The organism is Alteromonas sp. 4NH20-0056, assembly GCF_057539655.1.
Map to the genome: position 1 here is coordinate 312,338 of NZ_BAAJLS010000003.1, position 15,512 is coordinate 327,849.

12 protein-coding genes are annotated in these 15,512 nt (G+C 39.8%); 6 read left to right on the top strand and 6 right to left on the bottom strand.

Annotated elements, in window-relative coordinates; all coding sequences use genetic code 11:
* Positions 1 to 357: 357 nt before the first annotated feature.
* Complete coding sequence (locus AC27EZ_RS07525; RefSeq protein ID WP_487134748.1) at positions 358 to 1,467, top strand: ATP-binding protein; 1,110 nt, start codon at positions 358 to 360, stop codon at positions 1,465 to 1,467.
* Positions 1,460 to 2,194 (top strand): hypothetical protein, encoded by a 735-nt coding sequence (locus AC27EZ_RS07530; protein WP_487134749.1) that lies wholly within the window; start codon positions 1,460 to 1,462, stop codon positions 2,192 to 2,194. The genes AC27EZ_RS07525 and AC27EZ_RS07530 overlap by 8 nt, the downstream gene beginning before the upstream one ends.
* A 72-nt stretch (positions 2,195 to 2,266) precedes the next feature.
* On the opposite strand, the gene AC27EZ_RS07535 is transcribed toward AC27EZ_RS07530, so the two are convergent.
* On the bottom strand, positions 2,267 to 2,500 hold the full coding sequence (locus tag AC27EZ_RS07535) for a hypothetical protein (RefSeq protein WP_487134750.1): 234 nt from the start codon (positions 2,498 to 2,500) through the stop codon (positions 2,267 to 2,269).
* A gap of 728 nt (positions 2,501 to 3,228) precedes the next feature.
* On the opposite strand from AC27EZ_RS07535, the gene AC27EZ_RS07540 reads away from it, so the two are divergent.
* The 4 genes from AC27EZ_RS07540 (at position 3,229) to AC27EZ_RS07555 (ending at position 9,495) form a co-directional block, all read left to right on the top strand.
* Positions 3,229 to 5,376 (top strand): hypothetical protein, encoded by a 2,148-nt coding sequence (locus AC27EZ_RS07540; protein WP_487134751.1) that lies wholly within the window; start codon positions 3,229 to 3,231, stop codon positions 5,374 to 5,376.
* Entirely contained in the window at positions 5,373 to 5,753 is a 381-nt protein-coding gene (locus AC27EZ_RS07545; protein WP_100970789.1) for a hypothetical protein, read from the top strand. Before AC27EZ_RS07540 ends, AC27EZ_RS07545 begins: the two co-directional genes overlap by 4 nt.
* Positions 5,753 to 8,242, top strand: coding sequence for an Hsp70 family protein (locus AC27EZ_RS07550; RefSeq protein WP_487134752.1), 2,490 nt, complete (start codon positions 5,753 to 5,755; stop codon positions 8,240 to 8,242). Before AC27EZ_RS07545 ends, AC27EZ_RS07550 begins: the two co-directional genes overlap by 1 nt.
* Positions 8,243 to 8,631: 389 nt before the next feature.
* The gene (locus tag AC27EZ_RS07555; RefSeq protein WP_487134753.1) at positions 8,632 to 9,495 is read left to right on the top strand and encodes an alpha/beta fold hydrolase; all 864 of its coding nucleotides are present in this window, start codon (positions 8,632 to 8,634) and stop codon (positions 9,493 to 9,495) included.
* Here AC27EZ_RS07555 and AC27EZ_RS07560 read toward each other — a convergent pair.
* From AC27EZ_RS07560 to AC27EZ_RS07580, 5 genes are all read right to left on the bottom strand, one after another.
* Positions 9,492 to 11,498, bottom strand: coding sequence for a PAS domain-containing hybrid sensor histidine kinase/response regulator (locus AC27EZ_RS07560; RefSeq protein WP_487134754.1), 2,007 nt, complete (start codon positions 11,496 to 11,498; stop codon positions 9,492 to 9,494). The genes AC27EZ_RS07555 and AC27EZ_RS07560 overlap by 4 nt on opposite strands.
* Before the next feature lie 27 nt (positions 11,499 to 11,525).
* Entirely contained in the window at positions 11,526 to 11,897 is a 372-nt protein-coding gene (locus AC27EZ_RS07565; RefSeq protein WP_487134755.1) for a response regulator, read from the bottom strand.
* 8 nt (positions 11,898 to 11,905) lie between these two features.
* A complete protein-coding gene (locus AC27EZ_RS07570) occupies positions 11,906 to 13,054 on the bottom strand; it encodes an ATP-binding protein (protein WP_487134756.1) in 1,149 nt (382 codons plus the stop codon).
* A 69-nt stretch (positions 13,055 to 13,123) separates the two neighbouring features.
* The gene (locus AC27EZ_RS07575; RefSeq protein WP_487134757.1) at positions 13,124 to 14,278 is read right to left on the bottom strand and encodes an EAL domain-containing protein; all 1,155 of its coding nucleotides are present in this window, start codon (positions 14,276 to 14,278) and stop codon (positions 13,124 to 13,126) included.
* Between the two features lie 60 nt (positions 14,279 to 14,338).
* A complete protein-coding gene (locus tag AC27EZ_RS07580; RefSeq protein ID WP_487134758.1) occupies positions 14,339 to 15,490 on the bottom strand; it encodes a response regulator in 1,152 nt (383 codons plus the stop codon).
* Positions 15,491 to 15,512: the final 22 nt, after the last annotated feature.

Genomic DNA, 15,512 nt, shown 5'->3' on the forward strand with positions numbered 1-15,512 from the left:
TAATTTCCTTGATAAAAGGAATGGCCTCCATTAGTTATTAACTGCAACTGTCTCCTCTTTATATCGATGCGGGAATAATAATCATTTACACCTACTTCTTCTGAATTTTAGTGGGGGGTTAAGACAATGAATAACTTCCAATCAATTGTTTGAATCGGGTATCTTTCCCCAAGTTTGGAGCCTGTTGATCAGTCGATTGGTTTATCGTTTGTAATGCTTGTTGAGGCCAAGAAGAAGTGTGAAGTGCCGTAAGAGTCTTACGAAACCAATGTAGTTCAAAAGATAAGAAACTGTACCGTAATTTTTTTACGGCATGATAAAGCTGTGCTATCTTGACACTGAATATTGGAGACTACGATGCTTACTTATTTTTCGGTGCAAGGATTTAGGAATTTTAAAGACAAACTAGAATTCGATCTGCGAAGCACTAACAAGTACGAATTTAATACACATGCTCTCAAAAACGGTATTGTAAACCATAGTGTCATCTATGGTGAAAACGGTAGTGGGAAATCAAATGTCGGTTTGGCGATATTAGATATCGTTTCTCACGTAATACCTGATTCAACCGTGCAAATAAATACACTGAAAGATAACTTTCTCAATGCGGATACGGATGAGCGACACGCAAACTTTGAGTATGAGTTTGAGATCGAAGGACATGAGGTGATATATCGCTATGGTAAAACTGACGATTTGAGCCTCGTGTATGAATCACTCCATATAGACAAGCAACTAGTAGCAGAAATAAACAGAGACAAAGGTCATAAGGCTTTCTTTGATTTAGATGGTAGTGAGAATCTGAAGACTGACTTATCCAGAGCTGATATCTCCATCATTCGCTACCTCAGTATGTCCGTGCTGGATGAGACTAGACTTAATTATATTTTCGATAAGTTTATTGAGTTTGTAGGTGGTATGGTGTTCTTTCGAAGCCTCAATCGGACGGAATATCAAGGGCAAAGGATTAGCTCAAGTAAGCTTTCAGACGAAATAATAGGTAAAGGTAAAGTCCAAGAATTCGAAAAATTTTTGAATGAAGTGGGTGTGAATTGCATTCTTGATGTAAAGGGAGCATCAGACGACCAATATATTGTCTTTAAGTATCGGAACAAGACAATAGAATTTTCAAGAATAGCCAGTACTGGAACATTGTCCTTGGGTATTTTTTATTATTGGTATTTGCAGTTGTGTGACAGAAAAATAAAGTTCGTGTTTATTGATGAGTTTGACGCTTTTTATCATTTTGAGCTGTCGAGAAAAATTGTAGACAAACTCAGCGAACTAGAATGTCAGACTATTTTAACGACTCATAACTTATCACTGTTGGACAATGATCTCCTGAGGCCAGATTGTTATTTCGAGGTAAACGACAACAAAATCGTTCCTTTCTCAAGCTTAGTTCATAAAGAACTACGGAAAGCTCATAATATAGAGAAAATCTACAGAGGAATGAGGGTTGAGTAGACACATTTTACTGATTTTTGAGGGGGAAAAAACCGAGCTTAACTACTATCAAAGTCTTAAAAGAGCTTTTTTCGATCACGACGAAACAGCGGTTTGCGTCTGCGTTTTTGGAAATGATGTTTATGAGCTTTCCGAAGAGCTTTTGGAGGACCCTGATTTAGATGTGGTCGAATTATTGCGAGAGTCGGAAACTCAGCCAAAGAATAAGGAAGTCTTAGTTGGTATATCTCGACATAAATTCACAGAAATTTATTTGTTCTTCGATCTCGAATACAACGATGATAAGTTTTCCTTCGAAACGCTAGAGTCATTCATTAGGCTTTATTCTGATGAGACTGATTTGGGATACGCCTTCATCAACTACCCTATGGTCGAAGCTACAAGGCATGTCAAAACGCCGGAGTCATTTTTATCGAGCCAAATAGCAGTAAGTAGTTGCAGAGGAAAAATATACAAACGTCTTTCAGCTGATGAGGGAATCAAAGAGTTAAGTGATGCGAGAAAGATAACACTTGCTTACTGGATACAGTTAGCGACGATCAATCATCAAAAAGCATGTCATATAACGAACGAAGCTCAGGAAGCACTTACCAATCAACTGTCGATACTATTATCACAAAAAGCCAAAGTGCAAACGTCAGATCACATCTTCATTTTGTCAGGCTTACCTCTTTTCCTCGTCCATCATTTTGGACTATCTCTCGTAGACTCATCGCCTTCTAATTAGCTCTAACGGTTGTAATTACGAAATATGGAGCGATAGAAGTTACCGTATAGCTCCACGCACTTGACGTGCGAGCTAGTCTAAGCACCAAGGCGGAAGGTCTTTATTGGTATCCACATCCGGCTTTAACGATTTCGCCTCCTTGGGTTTGCGTTTTTTCTTGGTCACTATTTTGCCCCCTTTAAGAAAGCGTCTGTAGGCACGTTTTGCGTATGCCAGAGTAGAACGCAAAAGTGAGTCGGTTTGCTTCAGTAGCTCATTGAACATATTCGTCGCGGAAGTTAGTAAATTGCTTAGTAGACGATTCAATTAATTCTCGTTTTCCTGATTGGAAAGAGCACGCCTTGATATTTTCATTTATAAGACGCTTCGCAAATAGTTCGTCATATACAGCTCTTAATTCGATTAAATTCCGAATCTCGAAGATATCAACAAGCAAATAATTTTGCCTCTACCGTTATAAGCTACGCGGGTGATTACAGCAAAGAGCAGATACAGAAATTAATAATCGCATGCGGTGAAAATGATCAAATTGAGAATAGCTTTGAGATCGGATCAGTAATCAATGCACTAAGAAAAAATGAGAATGTGACGGATGAAACGATAGATGAGTGGCTACATGAAGCGGATCTAAACAAGTTTACTAAAGTTAAAGATGATGACGATGATGCCTAAAAAACTGTACTGCCGGACAATCTTTCAGCTGCGCTTTAAAATTGCCGAAGAGCGCATTGTTAACTATTGGAATCATTCTTCGAAATTACCAGAAAGTGCTAAACGTCAATACAGTCTGAACAACAATTAAAACTGAACTTTGCGGCACTTAACCTAAGGATATTACTAGAAACTACTTAAAAGTAGCGAATTTTTAATAGTACAATAATTAGTCCGTAGAAGTTAACCTTGCTTATATTGAACGATTTAGCTTTACCTGTTTTGTCTGCCTTAAAACATCATTCCGAATTAAAAGACGTTGATATAGCAGAATTTTATGATACTTTAGTATAAGTATAAAGGACTAAATGTGCAGGATTTCAATGGACGAAGAAGTAATCGAGTTAATCGATATTGCTCGACAACATTATCACGATGGCAATGACGAACTAGCCAAAATAACCGCAGAAAAAGCAGTTGAACTTGGCCCAGAGGAACCAAATGCCTGGTGGTTTCTCACTCTTGCTCTGTATGAACTGGAAGATTTCCCAAGTGCCGCAACAAGTGCACAAACTCTACTCTCACTAACACCTGATTTCGCTAATGGCTGGGCCAAATACGCATTGATTCTTCAACATCTCTATGATGATGAGCTTGATGAAGATTCAATCGATGCGTACGAACAGGCTTTCAGGTGCGATCCCTCTCATTTATCAACCATTCTTACATTAGAGCGGCTTTATAGAAAATTGGATGATAAGGCGAAATCAGAAGAAGAGATCAAGGTGTTGCAAACTATTAAGAAAATGGAGGGGTTGACCCCACACCAACTTAATCGCCTTGGAATACTTCACTATCAAAACAAAAATTATTTTCAGGCTATAAATGCTTGGGAACAAAATTTGAATTCACCAAGCGGTGCCAGCCTTTACAATCTTGGCCTTGCCTTTAATAACCCAGAAGTATCTCAGGACGTTGATGCAATTGATATTTGGAGAATTGCAATTGAACGAAACGTAATGGTAGATAGGTCTAAAGAAAATATCGAAAAACTGTTACCAAGATTACTAGACCTGGCAGAAAATGCTAAAAATGAATGTGAAACTGTTTTAGAAAAAGAGCTTTACTATGATGTCTATTTGAATCCATTTTTGCTTCTCAATTACTCTGGATTTGTGGATGTTGAAGGTGAATTTGACTTTAAAAAGGCCCAGAAACTCCGTAAGCACTTGTTGCAAGAAATTTCACTAGAGGACGGTAAAGTTTACTGGCTTGGTGATATAGAAATATCCAAGTCAGCCGCGATAGGGCTTTGTGACGAGTTGTATGATGAAAAAAAGCGCTATTATCACTCTTTAGTTTTTAACAACAAACCTCTCCTTGATTTCCTTTCAACGGGAAATCATAAGCATTTTTGCGTAGATCAAAATAGCTCCCCAACAGAATTGATTAAAGTCCTTGATGATCAAGACTCTGGGTTTAAGACATGGCTAAGTAAGTATTTCAGTTCTCAATTTGATAGGGTTTTATCTAAGGCGATCAAGAAAAAATCATTTGCGATTGTAGAAGTATTGCTAGATGGACGGCGATGGGTAACGGTAGAGGATAGCGAGCATTGCTTTAAGTCAGCCATAAGAGAGTTAGATCTTTTGGCTGAGGAGCTTGATGGGTTAGTCGATAAATCGAAATCGCAAAAGGTTAGCTATGAGGATGTCGAGAAATATCTGAAACATAATGGCCTTTTGAGCTTACTAAATCTCATGCCTTCATTCTTCTGGGAACAACAAGACCATGTTGTGAGTAACATTAGAGATATCGCAATTTCGACATTCAATTTGCACGGTGATGCTGACTTGTCAAAGAAGATCATCGAAATGACGCACTCTTTCGATTTCAAATCTGGAATGTTTAAGCAAAAAATTGAGCAAGATATTGACGCGATAAATGAAATTATTGAGGAAAAAAAGAAAGACGAAGTGCACCTTGAATTTGGTTCTGGTTCAAAATTTTCTATTACTGAAAGTGAAATTAAGAGAGATTCAAAGCGTATTGCAACTAAAGATCTAGTGTCACTCAGATGGGGAGGTTTGAATACACGAACTGCATCTGGAGTAGAAACCAACTCTCTATTCGTATTTAAGTCAAACGATGGTGAAGTTATCACAATTAATTACTCTTTCCAGCACAATAGCCCCCGTGCCGAACTGGATAAAGAATTGGTTGATGATTTGAATAATGCTCTGTTCGCTTATCTTTTACCAGTTGTGATGTCTAATATTTCGTCTCAATTGGAAAAAGGAGCTTCAATTAAGATTGGTCATATTACTCTAACGCCAAAAGGTATTGAGTTCGAGAGTGGTTGGTTCGTGTTCTCAAAAACAAACTTCATTCAATGGTCGGATTATGAAGTTAAGGCTGATAATGGCGAAGTAATTGTTTTCAGCAATAGGGGGGGCGCAAAGACATCTCTTGTTTTAAGGGATGTTGATAATGCATTCATGCTCTTGCTTATAGGGAAAGATCGAACATGATTTTAGATAATAAAAACATATCTGTAGATAAAAAAATAATCACAATTTTAAATCAACTTTTTGAGATAGAGAGAAAGTCAAAAGAAAATGGTCATCTCGATAAGATCGCCAGAAATATCGAACGAATAAAATCTGCACTAATTCAAGATAATCAAAGCGGAGAAATTTTCTATGAAGATCCGACAGGTGAGGAATATTCAGAGACAAGAAATGACCTTGAAGTACACATCGTCGGTGAGAATACACAGGATTTGATTGTCGTGGATGTTATTAAACCAATAATCCGTTATGGCAATAGACAGCTAGGCTTAACGCAGGTGATTCAGCGTGGCCTCGTTTCAGTTACATCAAAAGAAAACATCAAGGATGAAAAATAATGTCAAAGACAATAGATTTCGGGATAGATCTGGGAACCACTAATTCTCTAATTGCAAAATTTAGTGGCGGTAAAGTTCAAGTTTTTAAAAACCCTAGGGGCCATAAAGAAGGTCTTCCATCTATTGTTGGTTTTAGAAAAGACAAAATTCTCGTTGGTGACAAAGCTAGAGATTTTTCAGCTAAAGATCCCAAAAATGTTAAGTCTCGATTCAAACGTAAGATGGGTACATCTGAAACTTTAAAAATAGACTCTATTAAAGCCTCTAAAACCCCAGAGGAGCTTTCATCGTTCGTACTGAAAGAATTAAAAGGATTTGTACAGTCAGGTGAGAATGTTGAATCAGCTGTGATCACCATCCCTGCTTCATTCGATACTATCCAGTCTAACGCTACCAAAGAAGCTGGAAAACTAGCAGGCTTAAAAGAAATTATACTTCTTCAAGAACCGATTGCTGCTAGCTTGGCATATGCAAATAAAGACAATTCAATCGATCTTAAGAATAGTCAGTGGATTGTTTATGATTTAGGTGGTGGTACTTTTGATGTGGCACTAGTAAAAATTGTTGAGGGTGAGCTTACTGTCGTTGATCACGAAGGTGATAACTACTTTGGAGGAACAGATCTGGATTCATTGATTGTCGAGAAGATTGTCGCTCCTCATATCGAGACTCTTGGACGATTTGATAACTTTCTAGCGGAATTGAAAAGCGCTTCAGGCAAACATGAAAAAAGTTGGTACAGGCTTTTAGATGCTTGCGAGAACGCAAAGATTGAACTCTCTACAGACATGTCAACTGAAATTGAATTTGAACTCGAAGACGATGATGGTGAAGAGGTTGAAGGGGTTGTAACTGTCACCCGTTCTCAATTTGAATCTTTAATTAAGGAAAAAATCGAAAGCACTGCAACAATGTTGAAGCAGATCTTAACTCGCCAGTCTCTTCAGCCTAGTGACTTAGAGTTTGTGTTGATGGTGGGTGGCTCTACTTACATACCTTATGTTCGAAGCTTAATTGAAGAGCTAATGAACATACCTGTAAATACCGATATTGACCCTACAAATGCTATTGCCATTGGTTCTGCATTTTATGCTGGAGGCTGCCAAAAATCAGATACAAATGCTTCATCAGAAAAAACTGGCAGTAATTCCTCTTTAAAGGTAAAAGCAACGTATGTGACCAGCACACAAGACGAGGAAGAAATATTTGCTGCTAAGGTTGTTGGTGACTTCAAGGACTACACTTACAGAATCCATAGTGTAGACGGATCTTTCGATTCCGGCACAAAACCTCTTATTGCACGGATAAATGAAGAATTACCGCTTAGGAAAGGTGAATTCAATATATTCTCATTCACTATCTTGGATTCAACTGGCAATAACGTTTCACATTCACACGAACAGATTCAAATTGCACAAGGTCGTTACAGTGTTGCAGGCCAAGTCCTTCCGGAAGAATTGAGTTTGGTAACGGACGATATAGCTTCTAATGATACGGTCTTACGCAAGATATTTGAACGTAATTGTATTCTTCCAACTAGAGCAACACGGACAGTTGAAGTTGCCAAAACTATAGTGAAAGGTTCAAGTGATTTTCCATTAAAGATAATAATGGTGGAAGGAAATTCTAATAATCACCCTCTTAGCAATAAACCAATTGGTACTTTAGAGATAGATGGACAGCAGTTAACTAGGGATTTGCTTAAAGGTACGGAAATCGATATTACTTTCGAAATTTCTACGTCGAGAGACCTAACTGTATCTGCTTATTTAAATGGTACAGGGCAAGAATTTTCTCAAATCTTTAACCCGACGAAGCGTGATGTATCTCCAAAGCAGTTGGGTTCAGACATTATTAAATTAGAAGAAACTATCCTCTCTGAGCAGGAGTCAGCTTCGGATAATACAGAAACTGAAAAAGAATTGGCGGCTGTACAAAGAGAGGTTCAAGAGCTGCTATTAGAAACAGGAAACTTATCTGAAGACTCTATAACTGATGACAAGTTTAAACTTGAAGATAAAAAGCGAAGTGTGGCACAGAAACTTCATCAAATTACATCGAGAAAGCGACTTGAGAGCTGCAAACAAGAGTATAAAGAGGCTAAGGAACTGGTATCAGGAATCGTCCAAGAAGCGGGCAATGATCAAGAGAAGCATCGTTTGAAAGATATTGTTCGAAGAGAAGAGGTATTCCTAAATTCAAATAATTATTCAACCATTGAGAACGCGATCAGTGAATTAAGCTCGATTCAAAACACTATACTGCTCCGAACTCCAGCATTTTTGGTCAACGTATTCGAGCACTTGGTAGATAGCAGAGTTTCGATGAACGATCAGCTTCAAGCCAATTCACTTATAGAAACTGGTAAAAGTTTAATCCAAAGCGAACAATGGAGCGACTTAGGTCTCGTAAATGCCAGACTGTGGGATTTAATGCCACAAGACGAGCAAAACATTGATCAAACAAAATTTGTAACGGGAATAATCTAGAACTTTGGTTAAATCGAAGGGAGGCATTTGCCTCCCTTATTAAACTTACATTGGCTACTGTTTTTTCAGCAAAATCAGAAATTAACAGCGATGTTATTACCAATAAAAAAGTGTGACGATTTTTTGCTTTGTTACAGGAAAGCGGCGCTACAGGCCGCTAAAATCAATAGGTGTCATCATTGGTACAAGGCTTGTAGGGATTGAAAATCCGCGTGTCCCTGGTTCGACCCCGGGTCGAGGCACCATCACAGAAGCCCCTGCGGCTGCACCACGCGTTATGTGACGGTTTCAATGCATTCGTGTCTCCATAACTAAAGCTATATTCACAGGGCCTCATAAGGTAGTCTTTATTACAGGCTTAATTTATCTATCGGGGTTTTTCCATCACTTTGCTTAATTTAACGAAATGGCAGGAAAACGCCGAATACATTACGTTTAACAATTTAGATGTTTTTGTAAAAGATAGTGGTGGCGAAAAGCCGCCTTTATTGCTCATTCATGGTTTTCCTACCGCCAGTATAGATTGGCAGCTTGTTTGGCCACGTTTAGCAAAAATGTTCCGGTGTATTACGTTTGACCTGATTGGTTTTGGGCTTACATCGAAGCCGCAAAATGCCCCTATCACTATAATGCAGCAAGCTGACATGTGCCGTTTTGTGCTATCGAAGAAAGGTATCAAGGTTGCGCATGTCTTGTGTCACGACTATGGGGTTTCGGTAGGGCAAGAGTTGCTGGCAGCAAGCGATGAGGTGTTTGCACCTCAGTCGTGTATTTTTCTGAACGGTGGCCTCTATCCTGGAGTACATCGGCCTCGACTTATTCAAAAACTGTTGATGAGCCCGATTGGTAGCCTAGTTGCAAAACTAACTTCATATAAGCGCTTTGCATCAACCATGAGAACAATTTGTACTCAACCTATCAGTGAAAACGACATGCAAATATACTGGGAACTGATGGTCAGAGATAATGGTCGTGCAATGTTGCCGGCATTAATTCGCTATATGGCTGAGCGCAAAACGCACCAAGCGCGGTGGGGGGCAGCGACAAATAACCCTCCTTGCCCAACGTTACTGATCAACGGTATTGATGACCCTATTTCTGGCGGACACCTTGCTAACGCCTATGAAGAAAGAGTTAGTAATGCAAGCGTCGTTCGGTTACAAAATACAGGGCATTACCCTCAAGTAGAGTCGCCTGATGCTGTATGCGAATCAGCGCTGCATTTTTGGCGTAATATTGATGCACTTGCTTAACGACAAGAAGTGTTTGATTTTTTAACGTCATTTTTTTTCTGAGCGGTTGCAATAGCAGTGCTAAGCTCTTGTATATTAAAAGGCTTGCTAATTATTGCTGCACAATCCCATTGCGCACAATTATCGCTACTCACCAAGTCAGTGAAGCCTGTCGACACTACGCATGGAAGTGAAATGCCTGTTGCGCGAAGTGCTGCGATAAAGGCATCGCCGTTCATTTCTGGCATGGCGTAATCAGTAATTACAACGTTAACTTCCTCTTCATGAATTTTTAGGTAGCTAATACAGGCTTCGGTGTTCTGAAACGTTACAATATTGCATCCCATTTGACTGAGTAATGCTTCGCCAAGCTGGCAAATAGCTAGTTCATCATCAATGAGTACCACGTGACAGTTTTTGAACGTGCCCATTGTTTCTACATGATACTCTCGCGCTAAAATATCTTCAGAAATGACAGGAAGATAGAGGATGAATTCGGTACCTTTCCCTACGACACTTTTTACTTCAATATGCCCTCGATGCTGTTCTACCAAACTATTTACAATAGCCAAACCTAATCCCGTTCCACGCTGTGACGTATGAAGCTTTGTCGTGAAAAAAGGCTCAAAAATCCGGTCGAGATTTTTACTTTCTATACCCTTGCCTGTGTCTGAGATTTTTATATAGATATAATCATTAGGCGTATCATCATCAAGGGCTGCGATTTTCTTTGAGCAGGCTTTAATGTCCAAGCTAAGTGTTCCACCATTTGGCATAGCATGAACGGCATTAGTACATAAGTTCAGCATTACACGGTACAGTTGATCTGGGTCTGCTCCAATAGCTGGTAATTCCTCTTCTATGTCTGACTTTATGATTATATTGTCGCAATTACCGCCTTTAATGACAGAACATACTTCTGCGGCCAGTTTATCCAAATAAACCGGTTCAATATTTTGTACCGACTTTCGGCTCATCATCAAGATTTGTTGAGTAAGTTGTCGTGCTCGCGTTGCAGAGTCTTCGATATGGGTTAAATATTCGTACTCTTTTTTGCTGCTCTGTGTGAGAGTCTTCAGCAGTTGTGTATAGCCTAAGATAGGCGTTAATAGGTTGTTGAAGTCATGAGCAATGCCTCCGGCCAAGGTGCCTAGGGCTTGAAGTTTTTGCTGTTGCAGTGCGGTTTCTTCCATGCTTTTACGATCCGTAATGTCGATATGCGAACCAACTAGTCGAATCGGTTTATCATCGCCATCTTTGATAATTGATGCATGGGCAAGTATCCATCGATATGAGCCATCTTTGTGCTTCATGCGAAACTCAATCTCGTGATAGTTTTCGCCTTGTATTAACGTACGGTTTATATGATTAAGTGTCCTCTGTATGTCATCTGGATGAACGCGTGTTTCCCACTCAGTAAACTCGTTCTTTATTTCATGCGATGCATACCCTAATTGCTTTTTCCACTCGGGAGAAAAAAAGGTTTTATTAGTAATTAGATCCCAATCCCAGAGGCCAATATTTCCAGCGGAAATAGCTTCTCCTAACTTAATAACAGTATCTCGAAGTTTTATTTCTATTTGTTTGGTCGATGTAATGTCGACACCGGTACTGATGAAATAGTTGTCAAAAGGAAAGCTTGTCATACTTAAGCATTGGGAGGTGGGGTCAAATTGGTACTCCCATGAATAGGGACGATTGTCGCTAAATATGTGTTCTACGATAGGTAAAAATTGTTGCGTGACATTAGATTCAAATATCTCGTCAGCTGTTTTTCCTATTATATCGTTTAGCGACTTACCCCATGATGTGAGCGCTTTATTGTTTGCATCTGCGAGATACCACGTCTTAATGCTTCCATCGTCGTTGTACACTAATTTCCATATGTGAACTTCGTGCTGCATATTCTCAAAGAGGATTTGGTAATAATAGTCACGGCTTTTTTGTTCATTGGCCTCAGCCAGCGCTCGTTCTAACTGTTCAATACGCTGTTCAAGGGCCGCTTTATTTTTATACTGTGCCATGGTAATACGCCTAATGTGAGGATACTGTCACCTTCCACTTTTCTTAATTGAATCGTACAGCTTCGGTAAGAATGTGTTGAAATCGATGGGCTTATCGATAATAAAGTTATCGTCGATATCGCTGTTCATTACATCCATGTAACCGGTAATGACATAGCACACAATGGTGGGGTATTTTGTTTTAATAAACGTGTAAACATCGCTACCATTAATATGCCCTGGCATTTTGTAATCTGTCACAACAGCATGTATCTCGTTATGATGCTGTTCAATGAAGGTAAGTGCAGCAGAAGCATCGTTAAAGTCATAAACGGTATCCCCGCTGTGTTCCATGAACGCTTTAAGTACGCCCGTAATTAATGCTTCGTCGTCAATTATTACTATTGTTAAGTTATCCATAACGTTACTCAATTAGTCGACAATACGGGTATCCACATAAATACGGAAGTGCCCATACCTTTATTACTTTGTACTTGTAATCCAAGGCCATTACTGGAGCAAAAGTCGCTAAGAAGGCTTAAGCCTAGCCCTAAGTCTTGTGTCGACACTGCGTTTTCAGACTGCGGGTTAAATAGCTGCGTAATGTCGTCTTCTGCTATACCTATTCCGTCATCCTTAATATGAACGACAGCGTATAGCTGGGCGTCTGTGGGTTTAAAAATGATAAGACCACATTGCTCGAGAAATTTATCCTCGTTACGTGTCACAACGCAAACTTCTCCTTTATCATTTATCGATGATATAGCATTCATAATGATATTGATTATGGCGTGAGAAAAGATTGCTTTATCAATCATTACACGTTGGTCACTCTGCAAGCGCTGTGTACAGACGATAGAGGGCGGAAATGCATTGGCAATAATCGTCAAAATATCGCGAATTTCTTCATCAATATGTAGCGGCTGTTGATGTTGTTGGTCGTTTCTCACAATCTTTAATAGATTCTGTGTAACAGAGGCGGCCCGCTCGGTTGCTATTTCTATATTTGAAATATATTTTTTACTTTTCTCATCATTATCTCTCATGCCCAGCAATTGAATGTTCCCAGAGATGATTGTCATAATATTATTAATGTCGTGACAGATACGACGAGCAAGTTGCGCTACTGCATGCATTCTTAGCCGCCGGGAAACGATATCATGGTGGCGGTTTCGCGCGTCATCATATTGTTTTACCTCAACGTTCAACTCGTCGTCATTCAGGTGCCGTTGTGCGCGAATATATATTTCATGGTCATCGAGGCCTGTCAGCATAGTTGCATGACAAGAATAAGCGATGTCCTCTTTAGATTTATGCTTTAAATTAAGTGTAAATGAGCCCTGCATCTCCTTGATAACGTTAGTCAACATACGAGAAGCACTGTTTTGGTTTTGCTGCCCCACAAAAGCGACAAAGGGGCCTCCCACAAGTTCGTCAGCTTCCCAACCCAATTGTGTCGTCCAGCCATTATTCACACGAAGAATTCGGCCGTTTTTATCAATAGCCACTACCAAAACAGTAGGGCTATAAACCGCTTTTCCCTTGTTGGTTGAAGATGACTTTTGTGGTGCTCTCATATGTTTAATAGTTCCTTAATTAGGCAATACCTCAAATCACCTAAATATGCGCTAGACTATTCGTTGCAGCTACATCTGAGCCATCAGCGTTGTAATATCGACAGGTTTTGAAAAATAAAAACCTTGCATATATCGACATTCAACCGATGCGAGTAATTCGGCTTGCTCTAGTGTTTCTACGCCCTCTGCAATGACGACCATCCCCAAATCTTTCCCTAGCGCAACAATGTTCCTGACGATAGCCAGAGAGCCTGAGCGCTCGGTTATTTTGAAAACAAATTCACGATCAATTTTAACTTCGTCGAACGGTAAATTGTCGAGTTCATGGATGGTAGAAAAGCCAGTTCCAAAGTCATCCATAGAAATGTGAATGCCACCCAGTCGTAATTTTGTCAAAAGGGTTTTCAGTTCTTTCGTCAGTTTAATCTCTGACACTTCAGTAATTTCGAAACAGATTTGGTGTTGGTCTATTCCATGATCTAAAAAGTACCGTAAAAGCTCGTTAATAAGTGGTTTATGCAGCGATTGTGGCGCAATATTGAATGAAATACGTCTATCTACGGGAAAGCCGCTTTTTCTAAGCTGCGACACAGTGTTCTTTATAAAACTTACCGTGAATTCATCCATTAGGTCGGTTTCAATCAATCTATTGATAAAAACATCCGGGGTACATTGTCCAAATAGCGGGTGATTAAGTCTAGCCAAACACTCTATTCCCATAATACGGTTATTAATGATGTCGTATTGAGGTTGATAAACGGGATAGAACCATTCTCGCTGAATAGCTATTCTCAAGTCGCCTCGGGTAAGGCTAATAGCGTCGCGCTCTTTGCGTTGATTTGCCCCCGAAGAATTATTTTTCTTCGCGCTGGAGACAGTATGGCGAAATTGATCGTACGTGAAGGGTTTAGGTAATGCGCCGCCGAAGCTTAAACCCAACTCATTCACAACATCAATAGCGCTAGAAATAATGTCTTCGGTCATACCAGAACATAGGATTATGGGCGCCTCAATATGTTCTTCGCTCAAGGCTTCGAGTATATCGATGCCATCATGTTCAGGCATGTTCAAATCAAGAATGATATGAGTCGCTTCGTGTAAATGCGAGACCGTGAGGTCTGCAAATCTTTGTGCGTAGCGGCTTGAGTGTCCTGCAAGGCGAGCAAACTCAGAAAGGTTATCACCAATCTCTTTAACATCTTCAATTATCAGAATATTCGCCATGCTACCGCCTGTTCAAGACATGCTAGTTTGTAATTTACAAACGCCGCGAAAATCCCGTAGTTAGAATAATTCGACATCACAATCCGACACTCCATTATTTTCATCCTGTTGGGGAAAATCGACCTCTGACAGCATCATCTCGTCTACACACTGTTTAATCAGGGCTTGAAGCGCGCTCAAATTCGTACTTTTTTCTCGGCTCCTTACTTCTTTTTCAATAAGTGATACAAAAAATTGTTCTTGTTCTTCACTCATGTCTAATTCGTGAAAGCTTAAGCTAATGTTTAATTCTATTTGATCGATGAGTTCGCGACGTTCAGCTTCCATGCTGTTGATGCCTTGACCAAGCATCTCTAGGGCCGAACCCAGCTTATCTTTGGTTGAAATCAGTGACTGCTGCTGAAGAAGAGAGATAAACCGAGAGTTCACAGCAAGGATAAACTTTGCTGCTACATCCAACACTGCGTCAAAAGATAATGTGCCCTCGAAGGGCATATTTTTAAAAAGAATTGAAACGTGGTGGTCATTGAATATTGTTCTTCTGCCGAAATGATAAATGCGCCCATGCTCTTTTAACACATCAAAAATTTGTAATTCAACGGGAGAGCATTCCCCTGTATCTACATCGTAACTATATGTCTCGGTGTCAGAGCGCAATTGAATTGCAATTTTTAAGTCTTGACTGAGCATGTTACTGGCTACCGCATGCATGATATCTAGGGGAGAGCGGCAGTCGTTTAATTTAGCGACTAATTCTAGCGCTCGCCCATAGGAAGCTGCTTGTTTCATGGCAGTTTGGGCAAGACTTTCAATTCGTTTGTCTTTTTGTTCTAGCTCGTGAATCGCTTTAATATCGCGAGAGAATCGAATGATTCGTTCGTGAAAAGTGACAAGATTAAATGGCTTTCCTATGTAGTCGCTAATGCCTAAGTCGTATGCACTCTTCACAAGCGCGTCTGAGGTATCACCGCTTATAACTATAATGGCTGGGCGGCGTTCGGAATCGAGAGTGGCAATATGCTTACAGATTTCTATTCCTGAACGACCAGGTAGGTGCATATCTAAAATAATAATATCTATAGACGCATTGAGTTGCTCAAATACCTCGTCACCGTTTAACGCAAACACCAAATGAAAGTCGTCTTCAAACAACCCTCTGAGAAGATCGATTATGTCTTTCTCATCATCAGCTATCAGTGCAGTTTGCTTCACAACGACGTTCCACTATTGGTAT

Coding starts and splice junctions, on each gene's coding strand:
- AC27EZ_RS07525 (WP_487134748.1), top strand. CDS start 358: ATGCTTACTTATTTTTCGGTGCAAGGATTTAGGAATTTTAAAGACAAA.
- AC27EZ_RS07540 (WP_487134751.1), top strand. CDS start 3,229: ATGGACGAAGAAGTAATCGAGTTAATCGATATTGCTCGACAACATTAT.
- AC27EZ_RS07545 (WP_100970789.1), top strand. CDS start 5,373: ATGATTTTAGATAATAAAAACATATCTGTAGATAAAAAAATAATCACA.
- AC27EZ_RS07550 (WP_487134752.1), top strand. CDS start 5,753: ATGTCAAAGACAATAGATTTCGGGATAGATCTGGGAACCACTAATTCT.
- AC27EZ_RS07560 (WP_487134754.1), bottom strand. CDS start 11,498: ATGGCACAGTATAAAAATAAAGCGGCCCTTGAACAGCGTATTGAACAG.
- AC27EZ_RS07565 (WP_487134755.1), bottom strand. CDS start 11,897: ATGGATAACTTAACAATAGTAATAATTGACGACGAAGCATTAATTACG.
- AC27EZ_RS07570 (WP_487134756.1), bottom strand. CDS start 13,054: ATGAGAGCACCACAAAAGTCATCTTCAACCAACAAGGGAAAAGCGGTT.
- AC27EZ_RS07575 (WP_487134757.1), bottom strand. CDS start 14,278: ATGGCGAATATTCTGATAATTGAAGATGTTAAAGAGATTGGTGATAAC.